Consider the following 23,671-nt stretch of genomic DNA (forward strand, 5'->3'; position numbering starts at 1 on the left):
AATACAGACTCTATGATAGCAGCCTTCATTTCTTATCTGGTTATCTTCTTAATTCCTTCAATGATCTGTTCTCCGACAACCTTTTTAAGTGAACCGATGACCTTGCCCTTTAATAGGAGTTTCTTATCAACTACGAGATGTCTGGCAGTATGCACAGCGAAATTATCCTCTTCACTATTGGTGAAGACTTCAAAGATTATGGGATTGCCAAGCCGCTCCGGTGACAAAAAATGTTCGTAGTTGAGCAAGAATTCTTCTTTACCGGAAGCTGTCAGATATTCAAAGCCCAAGTCCTCGGCCATGTGCCTGACAAAACTTACCGATTTGTTCCCATAATGTCCCCCCCCCGCCATATATCTGTCTGCGTCTTCTTTGTTAAACGCAAAAACAGGATGCCAATACATCCGGAATTCTGTACCGTCTCCGTTATTAACCAACAATATTCTGACATTCTTCCCTACATGACGATTGCCTATGGCATTTAAATCATAAAAGAAGGCCAAATCTCCCGTCATAAGAAAATAAAGCTTATCCGGATTAGCCAGTGAAGCGCCTATCAAGGTAGAGGTAGCACCATCTATACCGAAACCGCCCACGTTACAACCGGACTGGACGCTGGATGGCAATTCGAAGAAGTTTCCGGCACGTAAGGAACCCAGAATACTGAAATGGATCGTAGAATCGGCAGGAAGCTTCGGAATTATCCGGGAAGCTATCCATACTTTTGTTAACGGCAGATCCGGAATTTTGCTAATAAACTGGTTGTATTCAGCTTTATATCGCTCGATAATGTGCATCGGAGCAGGCTGTTTGTCCACTGAATAAATGTTGAAAAAAGTTTGCTCGCTCATTTCAAAAATATAACGCAATTTACCGAAGCAGTCGCGTACCTTGCCGTCTTCGTTCACCCGCCACACTTCTTGGGCACTACCTCCAAGCCCTATGGAAAAATAGTCACCGGACACCTCGCCAATATGAATCAACAGGCGCAACTTACCTAAGTCGGATTGATAAATCTCCTGCCCTCCTACTAATGAATAGTTGACATGATATGTTCCGTGATATCCACTTGTATGGTCACAGAATATGACGGCATTATTGACTTCACAAAATCTTTCGATGGCTGTGATTTCAGATTCGTTCCATCTCTTATGCGAACCGACAAAAATGCCGATTCTTCCTTTCGGTAATTCCGGAAGTTTATCCCATACAGCAAAACGTTCTAATTTGCGTACCGCAGGCAATTCCCTGGTTGCATAGTCACGGCTCGCAATTGACTCTACATTCAGATAGACGGGGCCGCCACCACGATGGCTTAACTCCAATAGAGCCTCATTCACTTTCAGCTCTGTTAACTTCTCATCTTTGATGGAATGGCATGAAGGTATATACGTATGGTACAGGGCAATATCATTGGGCAATACAGAATGGTCGATAACCTGCGCGAAATGATGCCCGACTTTGTCGGCACCATGTGTGGTAGTAATGGCCAGAACGGGCAACTTGCGATAATAGGCTTCTGTCAATCCTGGCATATAATTACGTGAAGCTGTAGCTTCCGTACAGGTGATGACAACGGGCTCACCACTTTCTTCACATAACCCACATGCCATATAGGCGGCCGACCGTTCATCCACAGATGAATACATTTCAAACCATGCATCATTCTGCATACTGGCAACCAGCGTATGATTTGTGGAACCTGGACTTGTTATGATTTTTTTGATGCCAAAAGCTTTCAACAAGGCTATGATAATCTGTAGATTTTTCTCATCTGTATAATAACGCATTTGAATTATCTCCTCATTTTTTATTTAATCTTCGTATAGGATCATTAAAAAGGATACTGAACGTCCTCATAGGTAATCGTTCCGCCGCCTCCGGTCATATATACAATACTTCCCACTATCGTACGGCTCATATTGGATGTAAGGATGACAGCCATGTTCGCTATTTCTTCCGGCATGGCAAAGCGACCGAGCGGATTGTGACCAAATGCAAGATTCGGTTCTTTCGCTTGCTTTACCAACATCGGGGTAATGGTTGGTCCGGGTGCCAAGCCATTGACTACGATACCATGAGATATCAACGATTTAGCCATTCCCAACGTGAATTCTTTTATCCCGACCTTGCTCAAGGTATATACGCTTGCGGCAGGACGCAGGCTCGATGCAGAAGCAATATTCAATATGTTCCCTTCAATATGATTATCCACCATATATCGGGCCACTAATTGGGAGAGGAAAAAAACTCCCTTCAGGTTGGTATCCATCACATTGTCATAATCTTCCTCTTTCGCAACACCGAATTGAGAACCTTGTATTCCCGCATTGTTTACTAAAATGCTTATTTCCATTCCCCCCCCAGAAAGTTTATTTTGAATTTCCGAAAAATTTGCTTCGAAAGTACCCACCTTACGATTATCCAAAACCTGATAGAAAACTTTGCCTTGACGGTCTGAAGATGCTACTAGTAATGAATTGACAGCATTCCTGCATCGTTCCTCGTCACGTCCGGTAATCACAACTGCGGCTGCACCAGCCCTAAGCATGGCATCGGCAATTACATATCCGATGCCACTGGTACCACCTGTAATCAAAGCTACCCTATCCTTGAGAAGTTCCGAAGCTCCCAACTGAGTGATTTGAGCTGTAAGTTGTATCGGGCGTTTGCCAAAAACGAATTTTAGCCCTTGCTTTAAGATTTTTTTTATTGCCATTTTATCTGTTTGACATTTTCTTGATAAGTTCCTTGCTTTTCACCACAATGAAATTCCGTTCGCTTCCGGTCAGTCCCCATCTGTAAATGATACTTCCTGTGGAAATAAAACTGATGGTAAAGACAAGTATCATGCGAGGCAGAGAAGGCGACATAAGATACACGACCATTCCTGGAAGTATAAATGCCGATATCGCCACAATACTGATGGGTTTAACGGCTTCAATCAAAAACGCCCTGAGTGGAAAATGAATCAGTTTTTTAAGGAATTGCAGGCGAATGATATTTAATGATACATAGATGACAATGAAGAATAAATAAGTACAGGAAGCACTGGCTCCTAATTCATACGCTATCCAAGTTAACGGGAATACCATTACTCCAATAAAAGAAACAGCCAACTGGTAATTCTTTATTTGTCCTGTAGAAATTATTCCATAGGACAATTCGTTCCCTGAAATACTGGCAAGAGAAGCTAATAAGACCAACCTGAGGAATATGGTACTCTGTTCGGGAACTTCTTTCAGCCATATACTTAATATTGTTTCAGCTTCCAACACAAATGGAACAACAAAAAAATACATGATAAAAAATACAAATTTTGTTCCTTGATTTAAGAGCTTGTACATATATTGCAAATCCCCGGAGGCATAAGATTTGGTAATTTGGGGATTGATGGCTACCGTGAAATTGCTTACGAAATTCATCACAGCTCCATTCACTTGTACAGCTATTCCACGCGCAGCATTTACTGCAACTCCGAAATACATATTAATAAGCATGTTGACACCTTGTGTATTCAACAGATAAGAGGCGTTTCCCAAAAAATTCCATCCAGAAAATTCCAACATCTCTTTGAATACATTCCTATCCCAAACCAATAAATAAGATGCCTCCTCGAAATGTTTCTTACAATATACGCCATATATCATTCGAATAATCAAGGCTACCAGCATTAAAAGAATGGCATATACAATAAGTTTGTCGTAAGATGATATGTAAAGCATGTACACAATAAGAAGTTTCAGCGTGACTTCAAAAATAGAGACATAAGCAAAGGCCGACATCTTTTCATGTGCTATGATTGCGGCATTGTAAGGAACACTAACCAGATTTATCATCAACGTGACAATAGAACATTGCAGTACCCAGTTGGCAGCAAGCAATCTGTCGGCAGGAATATTCATTTTCTCGTTGAGAAACCATACTCCTACAATCTCGGCAATAAGAAGAATGCCGATAGCAATGAAAAATTGTATGGTCACGGAGATACTGAATATCAATTTCAGCTTTTTTATATCCCCATGCCCAAGTTCAAAGGTAATGAATCGACTGATAGCAGAACTTAATGAACCAGAAAGTACCGTAAACATGGTAACGACACCGCCCACCACATTATAAATACCATAGTCGTCTACCCCAAGTGTTTCCAACACAATACGACTAGTGTACAATGATACCGCCATTGTCAAAAGCATACGCATGTAAAGTAACAAGGTATTTTTGACTATGCGTTTTTTATTTGTAGAAATATCAGAAACCATTTATACACTTAACCTTCTTCTTTACGTGCAGCTTGGGATTGATTTTTGAAAGTTTCAATTGTTTCAATCGCTCACCTTCTCATGTTGCAATATCCTTGGCGGGGAGCTATACAAAAAACGAGTTCCGGGACCTCCGGCTAATACTATACCTTTCATTGTTTTATTCTATTATTGATCATTAACCATAAGGACAATACTGACGTTTGCTGGCAGTTGCCAAAAGCGGGCATCATCGGTGATGATAGTAAAATGGGTTTCGGGGTGAGATTCGCAGGTCTCCAACAAAGAATCCAACTGTTCCGGACTTTGTCCGAAGGCTGTGATGAGTTCTTCTTTATCTTGTTCGATATGACGGCTCTGCAGGGATTGCAGTTCGCGGGTAAGTTTGGCGATGAGTTTGCGGTCTTTTTCGATGCGGAAAATGAGAGGGAGGGTTTTGACAATTCCTTTGCAGCGCGCGATTTGCTTTCCGGGTTCTGTCAGGATGCGATAAGCAAATTCGAGTTTCAAGGAGACCAACCATTGTGGCGCACGCTTGAGGCGACCACTGTAGAAATTGAACACGGCACCTACCCCCAGCATGACCCCCTGTTTCAAAAACGGACGCAGACTATTCATGAATTGTTCCTGCTTCGGGGCCCCCAAAGCCACCCAGATGATATCTATCTGCTTCTGGTTCAGCTTTTCGGCAATGGCAAGATAATCGAATTCATCGACCTCACGGTAAGGCAATGCCATGAAAAGCATATCTTGTACCTGGGGATTCCAGGAGGAGATCTTCTCCCTCAGAGCCTGGAGAGTGACATCATCCGTTCCAAGGAATGCCATGCGGTATTGCTCCGATGAAACGATATCTTGAAAAATTTGAGCTCCACAATATTGTTCGCGGCGAATCCCATACAGAAGACGCAGATAGAGGGGAACCCATCCACTGTCGCAAATGGCAAACATGGAATCGTACACGATCCGCCAGTACTCGGGGTTATGTTGGACATGGGTCAGCACATTGCCATCGGCTACACAGATATAGCCAGCTTCACAACGCGATACGGCTTCCCTGATGCGGCGATGTACCTCATCTTTGGAAAATTCGTAACGTATTCTGAAGTAAGTTTCCATGTCCACACTCTCCATCGCGATTCACTCGTTCCGACGACGAGCTTGATTTCCCCTAAGCCCCCTGGTTTCCGGATCTTTGGGAGGGATCGTACCTGAAGTGTGGTCGAAAACCTCCTGGCATTGATCGATCCCTTCCCTCTTGAGGACTTGGACGAAAGTGCCGAAGAGAATTTTAAGGTCCTGATAAAACGTCAGGTTGCGCTGGTATTCCAGATCCAGGCAAACACGCTGCCGGAAGGTCAGGTTGTTGCGTCCCTGGACCTGGGCCCGTCCTGTAATGCCGGGGCTCAGAGCCATTCTCTTTTCCTGGACCAATGGCTCAAATCTAGCCATTTGCTCAGGAATCCATGGCCGGGGGCCAATCAGACTCATATCACCTATAAAGACATTCACCAGTTCCGGTAACTCATCAATCGACGTAGCACGCAGAAAACGCCCCAGGGGACCGGTTCTCTCGGCATCGGGAAGAAGATTGCCGGAAGCATCCTTTTTGTCGTTCATCGTTTTAAATTTGATAATTTTAAACGGTTTCATGCCACGCCCCACCCGCTCCTGAATAAAGAAGGGGGTGCCCCGGTTGCAAAACAGGAGCAGCAGGCTTATGAACAGCAGGAAAGGCGACAGGACAATCAATCCGATCAGACTGGCGGCAATATCAATATGGCGCTTGAACCAGCACGCGTAAATCCCCCTCTGAAGAGGAATGTCCACGATATTGGATAAGTTGTAGGATAAAGAGGGCATCGTGCAATAGTAATGATAATGGTTTTATACTTAACCGCTCAGGCACATTTTACCTGCCATGGATGGGAAGTGTGAATCCGTGCCCCACCATGTGTAGTGATTGCCCGCACGCAGTTTGCGGGCGGTATCGGCGACGGCTTTGCCGTAGAGGCCGGCGAGGGAACCGACGTTGCCCTGGAACTGGATGCCCCGGCTCCTCAGCCGGAGGAGTTCCGATTCCTGAAGGATACGCCCGTAGCGCTCGGGATGGGCGAGGACGGGGGTGTAGCCCTTGTCCTGCACCATGAGGAGCATGTCCATCCAGCCGGCGGGGAGGAAGTATTGCGGGAGTTCGACGAGCAGCAGGGTGCCGTCGTAGGTCAGCGGAGTATGGGTAGCAAGCTGGCATTCAAACTGTTCGTCGAGCATGTATTCGGCGGCAAGTTTGAGCTGGAAGCCTTCGTCCCCGGTGTCGGCCAGGAGTTGTTCGAAACGTTCCCGGAGGTAGTCCGGAGTGTTTTTCGGGTACCGCGCCATGATGTGCGGTGTGCAGTAGGCACCCTTGAGTCCCATGGATTTCAACCTGCGAATGATCCCGAGGCTGTCCTGCAGGCATGAAGCGCCGTCATCGACCCCCCAGAGGATATGCGTGTGCATATCCATGCCGTCCGGGAAGAGGCTGGATGATGAAAGCCGCCGTTTGAACAGGAATTCCAACATGGTGATGAATAGGGGAGTCGTGACGGGAAGAAATCAGGATTCGTGGGCTTTCTCCGCATCTTCGCTTTCCTTGCACCCATAGCCGTACTGGTATCCGTAGCCATAACCGTAGTGGTTGTAGCTGGCGGATTTAAAGTCGACCTCATTGATGACGTAAGAGAGGTTGTGGAGTTTGCCCTTGTCGGCAAGTTGCTGGACTTGAGTGAAATATCGCTTGTCGATCATACCGCTGCGGACGACGTAAAGGGAGATATCCGCCAAGGCGCCGATGATGGCGGTGTCGGCCAGGATCCCATAGGGTGGGCAGTCGATGATGACGGCATCGTACTGCTTCTGAAGGTACTTCAGCAATTTGCCCAGCAGAGGCGTACTGAGCAATGTCACGGGATTGGGGACATAGGGGCCGGCATAGAGGACGAACAAACCGTCCGGAGCGTTTTCCGCCGTGTGGATCACCGAGGCCGGATCCTCTACTTGTTTGCGCAGGATGGAAGTCAACCCCTTGCGCCCTTTCCCTCCAAGTTTGTTGCTGAGGGAGGTTTTCCGCAAGTCGCCGTCAATGAGGAGCACCTTTTTCCCGGCCTTGGCAAAAGCGGAAGCCAGGTTGCAGGACGTCATGGTCTTCCCTTCTCCAGCCATGGTGGAGGTGACCATCATGATGTAACCGCCCTGTTCGGGCCTGGGCAGAAGGGAGTCGACATTGTTGCGCAGGATGTGGAAGCATTCCGCAATCACGGAATGATCGTCCTGGATGAAGAGGGAAGGATGTTTGCTTTCCTTTTTGCTCAAAACGGGCAATTCCGCCAGGACGGGAAGGTTGCTGACTCCCGGCAGGTCGTGTTTGTTCCTGACTTTGTTGTTGAGCATGGACACGCCCACAAAAGCGAAGATGCACAGGGCGGCGCCACCGAGACCACCGGCGGCGACAAACTGCATGGTTTTAGGAGAAATGGGAAGATCGCTGCCATGGGCGGTTTCCAGCACGCGGGCGGAGGGTTCCGCTGCGGCAAGGGCCAGGGCATTCTCCAGTTGTTTGCTGAGAAGCATCAGGTAGATTTCCTCTTTGACCTTGTGCTCCCACATCAGGGGCATCAGTTCGTGTTCCTTGGCAGCGGTTGCCGCCAGTCGGTCGGAGAGTGATGCCTGTTTTTTCTGGAGTTCCCGATGTTTGATTTCCAGATTGTTCCGGTAGTTCGTCAGAGCTTTGCCGGCTGCCGCACGGGTAGAATTCATCTTATCGCGCAACCCGACGGCAATAGGGTTTCTACGACCGGCGCTGCCAGCGATCTTCTGATATTCCAGATAGGCCTCGTTGTAGAGCGTCACCTGGCTGGCAATGCTGGAGTCCGCCAGTCCCGTATCAACGGAGATCAAGGCATCTTTCATGCCTGTTTCCTTGAGGCTGGAGGCGAGATTCGAAGCAAGCTTGATCTGGGTTTCCAAATCGAAGATTTCCTTTTCCAACGCCTGGGAGGTCGTGAAATCGGCCGTCATCGTCGTCTCCGTATCACGGACGATGTCTCCCTTAATCTTGGAGTCGGTAATTTTTTGATCGACAGCCTCCAAAGAGGCTTTGACCTCCTTCAAGCTTTTATCGATAAAGCTCTCCACTTTCCGGGAGGACTGGCTCTTCTCGTCTTTCGAGAGCTGATTGTACACCTCGATAAGGTGGTTGAGAACATCGGTGGCCTTGTCCGGATTGCCGGCCGTCAGCGTCATCTCCAAAAGACTGGAATCCTTGGCGTCCGGACGGGTAACAGTCAAACCGGCAAGAAGAGAATGGGTCGTCGCAAGGGGGGAGGTATAGTGAACCAGGACCTCCCGGTCCTTCCAGGAATCATTCATTCTTGACGTAGGGTGAACAGTCAGGGTGGCGAAGGGGAGAACAAGGGGCTGTCCATAGGAACCGGTCACCTCCGTCGGGGTGTCATCCGTACTGGAATAAGTCAGGGTGAATTGTTCGTCCTCCCGGGGAGTGATGCCAAACGAGTAGGGGCGGCTTTTGTCGATTGCCTGGAAAACAACGAGAAGCGGAGTGTCCCGATACAGATCCAGTTCCCGGAAATCCTTCCGGACACCATAGGAAATGTGCAAATCCAGATCCTCCACCACTTTTTTCATCAAGGCGGTGGATTTCAGGACGTAACTTTCGTTGGCCAGGTTGGCGGAGCCGGAGTCGATCCCAAGCTCGGTCATGATACGTTCCGAAGAAGCGCCTTTGCCCGCCTTGGAATCACGCATCATCACACTGGCTGTCTTTTGATAGACGTAGTTTTGTCTACCGGCCAGATAGTACGCCGTACATGCGCCCAGCAAGGCGGTAATAATCACGGCATACCAGTACCGACGCAAAACCGTCAGGATAATGTCGAGGGAGAATGAAGTTTCTTCCTGTTCCTCGGAGGAGCTGGAAGCAACAGCAGGTAACGGTTCTACCATGGAATATGATGGATAAATGGGAAATAGAAGATCAAAATGTCCGGCCACTTCCCCTGGGGGGAAAGGAAATGGCCGGAATTCCTATGTTTACAGGCACATGGCAATCACGGCCAGAGTGACCCCCAACCCTGAAAGCCCCCAACCATACCACTGGACAGCATCGCTGCGGGTATTGACCTTGCGTTCCGAAGGAGAAACATAAATGATATCGTTCTGCTGAATATAATAATAGGGAGAGTTGAAAAGGTCCTTGCTGCGAAGGTCGATGTTGGCGATCTGGCGCTGACCGTTCGTTTCGCGGATGAGGGTGATGTCGCGGTTGCCGTCGATATTTAAGTCTCCGGCGCGGGAAATGGCTTCGAGGATCGTGACCCGCTGGCCTTCGATGGAATAGGTGCCGGGTTTGTTGACTTCGCCAATGACGGAAAACTTGAAATTCATGATCTGCACGTTGACGGAAGCGTCACTGATGTAATCATTGCGCTTGAGAGAAGAAGCAATGTCGGAGGCCAATTGAGAACAGGTTTTGCCGGAGGCCTTCATTTTACCGATGACAGGCAGGACAATGTCTCCATTGACGTCGACCAAATACCCCTTAGGTTTATTTGTATTGTTATTGCCGGTCGTTCCCATCTCGGACACGGCAAAGGGAGCAGTCAGTTCCGGTTGCTTGCTGCTAACGGAGATGTAGAGCTGGTCGTCCTTCTGGATTGTCGTCTGGTAGTTATTTTTGAGCTTTTCCTTACTATCAGCGCTAACATCCTGTATATAAAGGACTTCCTTAGGGCTAACGCAAGAAGGAAGAAGTGTAACCGACGAGAAGGAGCATACGATAAGTATGAAGGTAATAAGTTTTTGTTTCATAGTAAGTTGTTTGTTGGTGTGAAAATAGAATCGGAGACGGTTGCTGTTGCTAAAGAAAAGAGATCATCGCCCAGAACATGCGGAGATAAATTGCTGCTGCACGCGCCGGCCGAGAGAAAACACCCAATGCCTCAAAAGAAGGCATCCTGGGGAACGAACTTCCGTTATGTGAATCGCATAAGTCAAAAACATGACTGGAAAAGAAACCATTGTCCAAGCCTCATTAGTATTTCATTTATTATTAGTTGATTACAATTAATTAAAATAGGTTGTAATCCTTTTCTGACAGGCAAAATACGCCGTCAAATTTTACTTATCTCTTCTCGAACGCAGATTTAAGCGGATTTACAATCCGCCGTCAAGAGATATGTAATTTTTTTCCAATCCCGAATTCTCCTTTATGATCAAGCTTTTACAACACAGTCACTGAGGGGCAGTATCAAATTCGTAACAGATGCTTTTTCTGGTTCCAAACACATACCCGGTTCTCAGGGGAGAAGGGGTGGAATCTATTTTTGAACAATATGGAAATAATTTATTATAAATATGTTCCTATTTTTTTGGGCAAAGAGAGAGAGTAAAAAAATCATCTATCTCTTAGCGGTTGGGATACCGATGCGTCAGATCGCCCTAAATAATATTATTAAATACTTATAATAAACAAGTTATATAATACCAAGATAGCGGATTGTAAATCCGCTAGAAAAAAGGTGCTGATGAGACTAAAAAACCGAAACAACGGGCAAAACCATGTCCATATCGGCCTTTTATTCAATGGCTTACAACTCACACCACCGGCTTTCCCTCTTAGAAATACCGTGGGTTATTCCTATACCCGTATGTTGTCATTATCCACCGTTTTCTGGGCGCTCCTTATCGGCGTCCTTTTTGTTTTCCGCCTGCATATACCCAGGACACTCCCTTCCTTCCAATCTTGGTGAGGTCGTATTTCTTCCCCTTCCTTTCAATCTTCTAATAACAACATTCTAAAATCCACCAACAATCATGAAACCCCACCTCCCCCTCAATCTCCGCAAGGCTCTTCTTGCCATCTACACCGCGGCAATAGGTATGGCTCTGACCAGCACCTCCACAACCGCCGCTCTGACGCCGACCCAGACCATCGGTCAAGGAAACCAAGTAACAATCAGCACAACTGAAGATTACCAGATTAACAATAATGCTTATATCCTCCTTGATGGAGGAATACTCGATACACAAAGCCTCCAGGGAGCTTTCCTTATTGGCGCAGGCTCGGAAGGCATACTGGAACTGAAAAGCGGCACATGGACTCAGTACAGAACAGCTCTCACAGTCGGTTCCCAAACTGGCGGAGAAGGTACACTCCTTGTTACGGGAGGTAATTTCTCAATTGATCCCAATAGTACCTCCCCTATCGCTATCGGAGAAGATAATGGAAAAGGACTCCTTGCAATTGATGGTGGCAACTTAACAATCGAAACTAAAACTAACGTAGGCTTTAATCAAGGAATCGGGACTATTTCCATCAAAAATGGCTCCCTGACTACTACTGCCGAAATCACTCTGGGAGGATCTAACGGAGCGGAAAATAATGGAGGGACAGGAACCGCCATTATTTCCGACGGAGGAATGTGGAACGCCATAGGCGGAATCAGTATTATCGAGAATGCGGGTAACGGGATTACGCTGGATGGGGGTACATTGAAGATCGACTCATTTGCTCTAAAAGACGGAGGCATCCTGACATGGACATCCGGAACAATGATGACGGACGCTACCATTGAGACAGATCAAACATTTACCGTCACAGGAGATTCCGATTGCACCCTCGTTGGGGAATTGTCCCTGGATGGAAATCTTGTCGTCGATGGAAAATTCTCTCTCTCTGAGGGGCTGTTGGCCATCGGCAAAACCATTGGAGGGAATGGCACGCTCATCATCGATAAACAGTTATCTCTGGGCTCCGGTTCGTTCCAAGGCGATGTCATTCTTTCCGGCAATGCCACGCTTGATGGTACAATCGGAACCCTTGATACCAATAACTTCGCGTTGACAATCACGAATGGAACAAACCTGACTATCACGGGAGATTCCATCAGCACCATTAACGGCGGTCTTATCGGACAAGGCACGCTGAATCTGGACACCCAAAGCGGTACCCTGAACCTGACAGCCCAGGGAGACTTCTCTGGTACACTCACGCTGGACAACGGTTTTCTCTACATTCTTGCTCCTACAACGTCTCCAGATTTCGATACGCTCGCTGCCATCAACGTCAACGGAGGATGGTTGGAGCTACAAACCGATCTCACGACGGTTTCCCTTTCCCAATCAACGGGCACCTTCCTCAATATCATCAATAACGCTACGTTGACTGTGGACAATGGAACCGGAACTATTCTGGAAGGTATCGTCGCATTAGGTAGTGGGAACGACTCCGGCACTCTTATCTCTACAGGAGACTTGACTGTTAAGCAGCTTGACGACGGGGCTTACGGTACATTGGACGCTTCTGGTCATACTCTGACAATCGAAGGAATCTCCACGGGCATGACTTCCAATAATCGTCTGACATTAAATGCCAACAACATCGTAATCAACCCGGCAAACAACAATACGGGATTCGGATTTGTCAATGCCACAGCCACGGAAACGTTACAATTCATCTTGAATGGCAGCAAGGAAGACGTATTCGATTCCTCTCTGAATGCCTCCAAGTTGGCTGTTTTCGGGACATCGGACACGGATTACGTTCAAATCTCCGATTCCGTACTGAATCTGGCCACCGGCACAACGGTAGAAAACGCAACCCTAGTCTTCTCCCGTGAACCCGGAGCATCTGCCCAGTCGTACAACATCAAGGACGTTTCCCTCGTCAATGGAGGCAATCTGGTTATCAATGACAGCACGGTCTCATTCGACAAATGGGAAGACTTTTCCAGTAACGGCACCGTATACCTTTCCCAAGGATTGCTGATTCAAAATACCGGATCAACTGATGCGACGATCATCAACTCAAAGGTAGACGGTACGAATCAGTTCGGAATATTCAATCCCGCAGGCAACGGAACACTGGCCACCAACGGCAACCTGACTCTGGCCGGAACGGGGAACGAACTGGAAGACGATACCATCCAATCCGCTATGACGCTGACTCTGGAAGGGTCCTATACAACCCTTTCGGGCTCTCGACTGCTGGGTCAGGATATTGTTTTGAATCCCAACACGGATATGGAAGGTTCCAACCTGTCGGTCATGAAAAATACCAACGGGGACTCGGCAAACAGCCTGAGCATCGGTAAAAACACTACACTATCAGATAGTTACATCAACACCTTAAAGACAGAGATTAGCAGCCAATCTACGCTTACACTTCGTGGAAGCCATGCGTCCATTCCATCCGAACTGGGTGACATCGACCTGACCGGCGGCGACAATGCCCTGATTCTTGAAGGCGGCAACCAATCCAACTTCAGATCCTACAGGGACAATACATCCTCCCAACTGACCATTTCCGACTCCTCGCTGACCCAGACGGAACAGTCCGGTGACATCACCGTCCTCGGAACAACGACCATTACGAATACTGCGGCCAATGAACAAGCCAAACTAGTTGTTCAAGATTCCATTGCCTTGACAGGAAACAATACGATCGCCGGTATCGAAAACGGAGAAAAAGCTATTGTCTCTTCAAACAACATTCTGAGGATAGGAGGGACAGGTTCAACCTCCTCTATCACAGATGCCGAGTTGAGGGGCAAGACATTCTCCCTGCAAGGGAAAACCACGGTTCTGGATCGCAATAGCATTACCGGGGATCTACTCCATTTTGAATCAACCGGAGACGGAAATGTCACAATCAACTCGCTTGTGACCGGAATCAATGCCTCTTACACCAATGTGCTCATCGGCAACGATAACGATATATCCGGCACCTTGCTACAGATTACCGAATCGACACAATTCAACAATGGATCTCTTAATCTCAGCGGCCCTTACGTGTCGACGACCATAACCAACGGGAAACTGCTTGAGTTGAACAACGTCACCCGGAATGGAACTCCCGGTTCCGTTGTCAACCTCGGAGATGTTTCCCTCAATAGCGCTTCCGGACTGACCACCCTGGCCATTACTAACGGTACGCAAGCCAGTGCTTCAAACATGCTGAATATGGGAGATCGGTCTTTCATCGCCATTGATGGGGAAGCTAACAACGCCTATACATCGTTAAGCCTCGGGAGCTCCGACATACTGACCGGCCCTTACGCCGGCATCAGCGTTGCCAACAACGGGCACCTTATCTTTAGAACCGGCGATATCACCATCACGGAAGATAACAAAAACAAAATCCAATGGGACGCTTCCTCGGAAATCAAAACCCTCGCAGGAAACTTTATTTTCGATGGGGTCAAAGACGATTTAACGTCTCCTACTCCCATCCGTGGTGAAATCAGCGCAGAAGGCAGTTACAGCGTCATTCTCAGGAACGGTGCGCAAGTGTTCGCCACAGGCGTCACTTCCCACAACCTGAACCTGCACGATCCGGACACCATTCTGCAAATCCACATTTCCGACCAATCGTCCACCACTTGGTCGAAAATGGCCATTGCCGACACTCTCTCCATAAGGAACGGGGCCACGCTGACACTTGTCAACAAGTCGGTACGCGCCGACAATCTGGGATCTCTCGGTACCGTCATTGTAAACGGAGGCACACTCTCTGCCACAGGCCAGGCCGGTTCCTATCTGACAGCCTCCAGCATTTCGGCAGCCAACGGATCGTCCATCAGCCTGAATACTATTCAGCTCGACGGCGGCATCTCAACCGTAGCCGATGCCTTGGTTGACACCGTCAATCTGACAAATGCTACCGTGAACGGCAACATTACCGTCAACACCGGAGACATCCTGAACATGACCAGCTCCACAGTGACCGGCACCGTATGGATGGACAATTCGTCCCTGAACATCCGGGGCGGCACAAATGCTATTGACACTTTAGCTCTTGCCAATAACGCCAAAGTAACCATCGACAACGGAGCTACTCTGAATGTCAACACCACCGGCATCGGTTTCGGCTCCGACATGCAGATCAACGGTACGGTCACAGGCAACGTCACCCTGATGGGCGGTACCGCCACGCTGGCCTCCACCGGCATTGTAGACGGTAATCTGGGCATCCAGGGCGGCACGCTCTCCTACGGAGGCGGTACGGTTAACGGAGAACTCTCCTTCCTGGCCGACCCGTACGGCAATTCCGTGATCAACCTGGGAAGTTCCTGGACGCTCGCCTCCGGCAAGGCTCTTACCGTCAACGGAAACGGAACGATCAACATGGGCACCTTCAACATGACGAGCCACGGTCTCACTGGAAACGGGGATCTGACTCTTACCGGTTCCGGTACCTTCACGTTTGACAAAACCGGTACGCATACTGGCAATATCATCTTGAAGGACTCTGTTTCTATTACAGCTTCGGGGGCAAACCACGGTATGGGGACAAGCGGTTCTCTCATTGCCGAATCAGGAATACACGCCGTCACGTTTGGAATAGATCAGGGTAAGGGACTTGTTATTAACAAGGGAGCCACTGTCAATCTGACAACGACACGCGACTTGCAATTGGGAGGACTGATCAACAATCAGGGTTCCTTGAATGTCTCCGCTGGTGGTAATAATCCCATTCTTTATCTGACCAAAACAGGCTCCGACCTCGGAAACTTGAACCTGATGCAGGGCACGATTGCCCTGAGCACTTGGCAGACTTCCCCCAATCTCATCATCCAAGGTAATGATATCACCAGCAGCGCCGGTACCATCTTCGACCTGAGAGCGTCTTCTCTGACGGCCAACAGCATGAACCTGCTCGGCACGCTGAAGGGAAATAATAACAGCCAGCTGATTCTCGCCAATGGCCTGAAAACCGCATCCATGGAACTGACCGGAACGACCGTATCTGCCCGGAGCATCCAGGCAAACGCAACTTCACTGGGCAACAATTCCAAGTTGACGGCTACGGAAGATCTCACTCTCTCCGACATTACGAATATCGGCAACGACGTCTCCCTCGCCGGAGGCAATGTCTCGCTGTCCTCCGCAGTCACTTTAACATCGGGTAATCTGTCGCTGACAGCCGGGCACAAACTGCTCCTCAACAGCGGCACCTACATCTGGACTAACTCCACAGTAGACGTGCACGACTCGACCACGCTTGCCGAAGGAGTCAGTCTGACTTTAGACGGCGGAAGCCAAAGTCTCGGGACACTCAACGGAAGCACGAACAGCACGCTTGCCTTGACGGGCGGCGCAAATGCACAAGCCGCGACAATCCTGTTCGCTGAGGGCAGCATCATGCTGGACGGAGCATCGTCTCTCTCCACGACAACGGCAGCGGACAGCACCATCTCTTCCCTGACCCTGGCAGGCGGTTCCTCGCTAGAGACGGCAGACGACCTGGAAATCACGACTCTGGAAGACGAAGCCAACGGATCGATTATATCGGACGGAGACTTGACCATAGACAACGACATCACGACTTCCGACACGTTGTCTCTCATCGCAGGCGGAACACTGACGCTCCAGGGAGATTCCTCCACGATTAATGGAGACGATAGCCTCCTTGCGGGAGAAACCATTTCCGTTGACGGAGATTTGACCATGAACGGGGCCAATGCTTCCATTGAAGCAATCGGCGAGATTTCCCTGAACAACATCACGATGACGGGAGAAGGATCTTCCATCACGACGGGGGGCACGCTTGCCATCTCCGGTTCGGGCAATCTGGAACACACCACGATCGAAACAGGCACATTGCACCTTGTCGAAGACGGAGACGGGACAACTATGAAGGATGTTTCCCTAACGGCGGCACATACAATCGTCGATGCCGGCAAAATGCTGAGACTCATGGCCGGCAACGAATATTCCCTCGGAATAACGAGCATCACCGGTGATTTGAACCTGGGTGGAAACAACCAAGCCGCTAACGCCGCGACAGTCACGGCCGAATCCATGAGCATCGGCTACTCGTTCGATGACCAAGGACGGCAGGTTGACGGTACATTGACCGTGAACACGGGCAGTTCTCTCACGGTACGCCACTCCCTGACCTCAACGGGATCGACTTCCATCGCCGGTTCCGTTACCGCCGGAACGATCGTTCTCTCTGGAAACGCCAACGACCTTGAAGGATACGGTTCCGTCGACGGAGGAACGCTCGAATCCCTCAGTTCCCTGGATATCACGAACGCCACTCTGGGCCGCACGACACTAATCTCCGGAACGGACATGACCATCGCCGGTGCAGTAACCGACAACGGAGGCAGTACGCTGACGTCCCGTGAAGGTTCGATTATCCTGAATGCAGAACTGACAGGCGATGGCAATACGCTCACCGCCGTCAATGGCACAGTTGACATCAACGCCGCCATCTCCGGCGACAATCTCAGCATCACTGTTCAAGATCTCGTCATCGACGCAGCCATGACCACCGAAGGCGGTAACATCACCGTCACCGGGATGATGGACGTCAACGCGGCGGCCACGCTGACCGATGTCACGCTGGATGTGACCCGCACAGACATCACCGGCATCGGCTCCAGTCTAACTGTCTCCAACACCGAAACCTTCGGCAAACTCGGCGACGTCACTGTAGCCGACCACGGCTCCCTGACACTGACCGGGACAACTGCCGGTACGGCATCATCCCTGAGCGCCGACATCAGCGTCAGCAACAACTCCACGGCAAGCCTCACCAATACGGCACTGACAGGCAGCATCCTCGTCAGCGCCGACTCCAACACACTGACGCTGGATCGAACCTCCGTCTCTGGTAACGTCACTCTGCTGGGAACAACCAACACCCTGTCCATGACGGATTCCTCCATCGGCCAGGCCCTGACGATGGACGGCGGCCAGTTTGACCTGTACGGAACCAATACCGTCGGCGAACTCCTGCTCAACACGACCAACATCAACCTGACCCTGCACAACGGTGCCACGTTGAATGCCGTCGGCAAGGAAACCGTCATCGACAAAAACGGTCTCTACCTGATCGAAGGCACCCACACGGGCAACATCCGCATCGGCAACGGTACGATTGATCTCGGTTCGGTCGCCAATGCCGGCACGCTGAACGGCTCGCTGACAATCGAAGAAGGTACGTTGAACTACAACAACGCGGATTCCGCGATCTCCGCCGGCAATGCCATCACGCTGGCCGGAGGAACGACCACAGCCCGTGAAATCAACGTCAACGCCGAGTGGGATGCCTCCGGCAATACGTTAGTCGCCAACGCCGACGGCACGATCAACCTGGCGGAAGGCAATCTGGAAATCGGCGCCATCGCCTCCGGCAATGGTAACATCACCGTCAACGGTTCAAATAACCTGACAATCGACGGTACGGGCTCTCACACGGGAGATATCGTCCTTAACGGTACGGTCGACCTCATTGCCGGATCCGCAAATGCTCTGGGCACCGACGGTACGCTGGTCGTCAACGGTGCTCACAAGCTCACCATCACCGGAGACCAGAACAAGGATATCCTCCTTGCCACCCGGACAGACGACCTCGTTATCGACAATGCCTCTGACGTCGTCCTCAACGGCGCGGTGGATTCCAAAGGCTTCATTTCCAAAGTCGGTTCAGGAACCCTGACGCTCGAAGATGCGATCATCGACGATCTGGAAGTCAACGGCGGTCTTGTCGTCAGTACGGGAGAAAACATCTTCGGTGATCTGACTGCGGACGGCGGCGACATCTCGCTCGGCATGGGAGACAACTTGATGGCTGATGCCGACCTCAACGCTATCGACGGAACAATCTCCCTCACCGGAGTTACCGCTTCCAACGGAGGCAATATGACAGCCGAGACAAACGGGGAAATCCTCATCCACGACAGCAATTTGAAGATGAACAATGTTCTTAACGACGGTCTCATGACCTTCGATCAGAACTCCGGCATCTCCCTCGACGAACTTACCTCCAACGGTACGCTTAACATCGGATCCACCGATATTGGGGATATCACCCGCGTCGACGTTTCCACGAACGCTACCCTGAGTGGTACAACAACGATCAATACAGGAGCCACTCTGGACGTCACCAAGAATGTCAAGCTCATCAACAACCAGTTCACCGTCAATGGAACGCTGACCGCCGGCAACGACATTGCCCTGGAACACGCTCAGGTTTCCGGTACCGGCGGTACAATCTCGGCCAAGGGTGAAATCGGCATCGACTCCGACTCATCCCTGACCATGGGAGGAAATTCCACGGTCAAGGCCGGTACCGATATGACGGTAGCAGGCAACGCCGACATAGAAGGTTCTCTCTCGGTAGGTAACGACCTCAATGTCTCCGGAAGCCTTACCTCCGACGGTACGACGAAGGTCGGCGGCAACCTTGCCGTCACTGACGGCGACGTCACCCTGAACGGCACCGCCAACGTCTCGGACAAGACCACCGTCAGCGGCAACGGTTCCCTGACGCTCGACTCCACCGGAGCCGGCGATCTGGGCAACGTCACTGTCAATGACGATGGCAGTCTGACCGTCACCGGCAATGGGAACAGCGTCAACGCCGACAACATCACGATGAACGGCAATGCCTCCGGGTCCATCTCCGACACTGTGCTCAACCTCAACGGCGGTCAGGGTGAGATTACCCTCAACGACGCTTCCAGCCTCGACATCGCCAATACAACCGTCAACGGCAGCATCAGCACCACCAATACCTCGTCCACCGACTCCACCCACCTGGGACTCGACACGGTCGACATCAACGGTGACCTGACCGTCGTCGGCGGCGACCTCGTCCTTTCCAACGACAACACCGTCTCCGGTTCCCTCAACATCTCCGACACGGTCAACGTGACGGTCAATGACGAGAACGGCAATCCGGGCACCCTGGTCGTCAAGGAAGGAACGCTGATTGATCCGAATGCCAGTCTCACCATCGACGAGAAGAGCAACTTCACTTCCAACGTCACCATGACCGGAGGCAGCTTCACCGTCAACGGAAACGCCGAAGGCAACAACTTCAACGGAGCTATTTCCTTCAAGCCCAACGACGACTTGACCTATCCGGGTGCCTCCAGCCCCGTCGTCACCATCAACGGCACGCACAACCAGAACATGGGAATCACAGTGGACGCGGACGCCTCGATCAACGTCAACGGCACGCTGAACATCAACGGTACGCTCAGTTCCGGTTCCAACGGAGACGATACGCTCTCCCTCAACGCCAACGGTGAAACCGGCGAAATCGTCATCAATTCCACCAACGAAGGATTCGAAGACGACATCGCCATCGGCGGCGGCACGCTCGTGGTCAACGCCAATGAAGCGATCGGCAAGGACGGCACCCTCTCCGTCACCGGAGAAGGAGTCACGCTGAAGAACACCGCCGACGGAGCCACCGTCAGCAAGGACATCGCCACCAACGACAACGGCCTGACCATCCAGACGGACCAGGACTTCATCCTGGCCGGGCAGATCAACGCCGCCGGAGATACCATCGTCAAGAGCGGAGATGCCGAACTCGTCCTCTCCCATGATCCTGCACTCAACGATGCCAAGTCCATCATCGGCACCCTGGACCAGACGGAAGGAGATATTCTCATGAATGGTACGGATTACACCGTCGGCAACCTCAATATTGCCGAAGGAGATCAGAACTTCACTTCCCTGGGCGGTAACACCATCCACAACGTGACCGCCGGCGAAGGTTCCAGCATCACGCTCACAGGCACCAATGCCGCCGCCAACGGTTCTTCCGCCGACACCCTAGGAAACTCGGAAACCAATGACGGAAAGGTCAACCTCGACGGAGCTACCCTGAACACCGAAGGAACAATCCTCGGATTGGCCGAACTCAATGTCGGCACCAGTTCCAACGGCGTCGGTTCCAGCGCGACTCTGACCAACTCCGCCGGTACTATTACCAGCACAACGGTTGAAACCGGTTCGGAACTTACCCTTGACGGAAGCACCGTCCAGGGCAACGATCTGGTCAACTCCGGCACCACCACCGTCAAGGACACGGAACTGACCTTGGACGAAGCCATCTACATCCGGGACGGAGGCGAACTCAACATCGACGGCGCCAGCATCATCGACAGCGACATCGTCCTCTCCGACGGCACCGTCAACATCCTTAAGGGATCATCCTCTATCATCACGGCAGACAGCACGCTCGACTTCAACGAAGGCATGCTGCGGAGCGCGGGAGACCGCCTCGTCAACGTCCATGAAAACTTCACCATGGAAGGTACCATCCAGATGACCGACGATGGAGAAATCATGGTGGATACCGACAAGACGATGAACGTCAACGGTGGGTTCTCCGGATCGGGAGAACTCTTCAAGACGGGTCAGGGTACCCTCGCCTTCAACAAGGAAAACGCTTCCTACGACGGTACACTCCATCTGGCTGAAGGAACCCTCGCCGCCACGGCCTCCAACGCCTACGGCAGCTCCTCAACGCTGTGCATCCACGGCAATGGAGTCAGCGTCCTCACCGGTACGCATGACGGAGCCCCCGTCGTCTTCGATTCCGGACTAACGGTTGATGGCGACTATGCCTTCACCGTAAACACCCTGTCCCACACCACCTGGAACGGACAGCTCTCCGGACCCCAGGGAACCATGACCAAGACCGGAAACGCCACGCTGGCTATCAACAACGCCAACAGCCAGGGCTTCGCCACCGCCATCAAAGTCAATGAAGGCGACCTCGCCCTCAACGGCAATATCGGCAGCAACGTCACCCTCGCCCGGGGAACGATGCTCTCCGGCAACGGTTCCACCACAGGCCACGTCGATGCCCGTAACGATGACACCGTCATCGAAATCGGAGAAGCCGGCAAAGCCAACAGCGGTATAGAAACCCTCACCCTCGGCTCCGCCGCCTTCGAACGCTCCGAAGCCGACTGCATGGGCGTCTACAAGACCGGCACCAAGACCATCGTCGACCTCGATCTGGCCAACAACGCCAGCGACAAACTCGTCGTCACCGGCAAGGCCGACCTGAACAACTCGCTCGTGGAAATCCGCAAGGGAGCCTACACCCCGACCCAGGAACGCGGCGTAGTCGACGGCACCCGCTTCCACATCGTCGATGCGGGAGAACTCACCGGCACCTTCCATGACGAAGTCCAGCACGATCTCTACCTGCTCAACGCGCACCTCGAAAACACCGCCACTGGATCCGACCTCGTCCTCTCCATCAACCACAAGGGAGCCAACAAGAACGACAACCAGAGCGGCATCTCGGGCGTCATTGAAGGTATCGATAACGACGGCATCGCCACCGGCGAACTGCTCGACATGATCAACGCCTTCAAACACACCAGGAGCGAAGCGGAAGCCAAGGCTGCCCTCGACTCCGTCGGAGGCACCCGCCTAACCACCATGATGAGCTCCATGCTCGCCGGCAACGTCAACCACCTGCGCAACCTGCGCAGCTCGATGGGCACCGGCACCTATGCCATCTCCGTCACTCCGGACGCCAAGGGCGGCATGATCAGCCACGGACGCAGCAACACCGAAGTCTGGGTCACCCCGACGGCCGGCTACAACAAAGCCAACGGAGACAGCAACGCCCCCGGCTTCAGCCGCAGCTCGTGGGGAGCCATGATGGGAGCCGAACGCAGCCTCGATGCCAACACCATGCTCGGCATCTCCCTGGGCTACGACTACGCCCGTACCGAAGTCCTGGGAGCCACCGACGAGACCGATACCTACAACATCGACCTCTACGGCACCTACCGCAACGGAGCCTGGCAGAACCGCGCCAGCCTCGGCATCGGGTTCCACGACTTCACCAACGACCGCTTCGTAACAGTCGGCGACCGCTTCGCCCACATGTCCCGCGGCGCCGCTTCCGGTACGTCGTTGAACTTCGCCTACGAGCTCTCCTACACCTTCCAGCTGGACGCCAAGTCCACCATCGCCCCGCTCTTCACCGTCGAGAGCAGCCTGGGCTGGATCGGAAGCTACTCGGAAAAGGGTGACATCGGCAACGCCGCCCTCCACCTCGACCGCCAGGACGCCTGGGCCACCATCCTCGGCCTCGGCGGCCGCTACACCCGCGACTTCAGCGTGATAAGCAGCGCCCCCTCGGCCCGCTTCGAAGCCATGGCCCTCATGACCTTCGACGTCGGCGACCAGGGAGCCCCGCTCACCGCGTCCTTCATGGGAGCCCCCGGCAGGAACTTCACCGTGAACCCCGCGGCCAACAACCGCATCGGAGCCCTGATCGGAGCCGGAGCCACCGTCCCGTTCAATGAACGCCTCTCCGCCTTCGGAGGAACGAGCTTCGAATTCCGCAGCGGCACGAGGGACTTCACGGCAAACATCGGCGTAAGGTACTCCTTCTAAAACCGTATAAGACCGTAAATCCAGGCCCTGCCTTCCTTAATTGGACGGCGGGGCTTTTTTTCGCTGCGTATCCGGAACAGGGAGACGTATTCTAATTCTCCGTGTACTCTCCTCTTCCCGAACAAAGCAATCTATATTTATTGTCTCACAAAAAGACCTGCTACAGCTCCTCCCGGAAA

The 23,671-nt window shown here is 51.4% G+C and carries 9 protein-coding genes; 1 reads left to right on the plus strand and 8 read right to left on the minus strand.

All coding sequences use genetic code 11. The features are described from left to right. Positions 1–32: 32 nt before the first annotated feature. The 8 genes from QET93_RS13070 to QET93_RS13105 form a co-directional block, all read right to left on the minus strand. Complete coding sequence (locus QET93_RS13070) at positions 33–1,790, minus strand: thiamine pyrophosphate-binding protein (RefSeq protein WP_280132531.1); 1,758 nt, start codon at positions 1,788–1,790, stop codon at positions 33–35. Between the two features lie 44 nt (positions 1,791–1,834). After that, complete coding sequence (locus tag QET93_RS13075) at positions 1,835–2,719, minus strand: SDR family oxidoreductase (RefSeq protein WP_280132532.1); 885 nt, start codon at positions 2,717–2,719, stop codon at positions 1,835–1,837. A gap of 1 nt (position 2,720) precedes the next feature. After that, on the minus strand, positions 2,721–4,262 hold the full coding sequence (locus QET93_RS13080) for a hypothetical protein (RefSeq protein ID WP_280132533.1): 1,542 nt from the start codon (positions 4,260–4,262) through the stop codon (positions 2,721–2,723). A gap of 168 nt (positions 4,263–4,430) precedes the next feature. Then, complete coding sequence (locus tag QET93_RS13085) at positions 4,431–5,381, minus strand: WecB/TagA/CpsF family glycosyltransferase (RefSeq protein WP_280132534.1); 951 nt, start codon at positions 5,379–5,381, stop codon at positions 4,431–4,433. Positions 5,382–5,402: 21 nt separating this feature from the next. Further along, complete coding sequence (locus QET93_RS13090) at positions 5,403–6,092, minus strand: sugar transferase (RefSeq protein ID WP_280132535.1); 690 nt, start codon at positions 6,090–6,092, stop codon at positions 5,403–5,405. Positions 6,093–6,155: 63 nt separating this feature from the next. Then, positions 6,156–6,824 carry a CpsB/CapC family capsule biosynthesis tyrosine phosphatase gene (locus QET93_RS13095; RefSeq protein WP_280132536.1) on the minus strand — a complete coding sequence of 223 codons (669 nt, stop codon included), beginning with the start codon at positions 6,822–6,824 and terminating at the stop codon, positions 6,156–6,158. A gap of 33 nt (positions 6,825–6,857) precedes the next feature. Then, positions 6,858–9,263: a polysaccharide biosynthesis tyrosine autokinase gene (locus QET93_RS13100; RefSeq protein WP_280132537.1), complete on the minus strand. Its 2,406-nt coding sequence runs from the start codon at positions 9,261–9,263 to the stop codon at positions 6,858–6,860. A gap of 87 nt (positions 9,264–9,350) precedes the next feature. Beyond that, the gene (locus tag QET93_RS13105; protein WP_280132538.1) at positions 9,351–10,127 is read right to left on the minus strand and encodes a polysaccharide biosynthesis/export family protein; all 777 of its coding nucleotides are present in this window, start codon (positions 10,125–10,127) and stop codon (positions 9,351–9,353) included. Positions 10,128–11,132: 1,005 nt separating this feature from the next. On the opposite strand from QET93_RS13105, the gene QET93_RS13110 reads away from it, so the two are divergent. Beyond that, positions 11,133–23,492 carry a hypothetical protein gene (locus QET93_RS13110; RefSeq protein WP_322190023.1) on the plus strand — a complete coding sequence of 4,120 codons (12,360 nt, stop codon included), beginning with the start codon at positions 11,133–11,135 and terminating at the stop codon, positions 23,490–23,492. Positions 23,493–23,671: the final 179 nt, after the last annotated feature.

The organism is Akkermansia sp. N21116 (assembly GCF_029854705.2).
Classification (GTDB): Bacteria; Verrucomicrobiota; Verrucomicrobiia; order Verrucomicrobiales; family Akkermansiaceae; genus Akkermansia.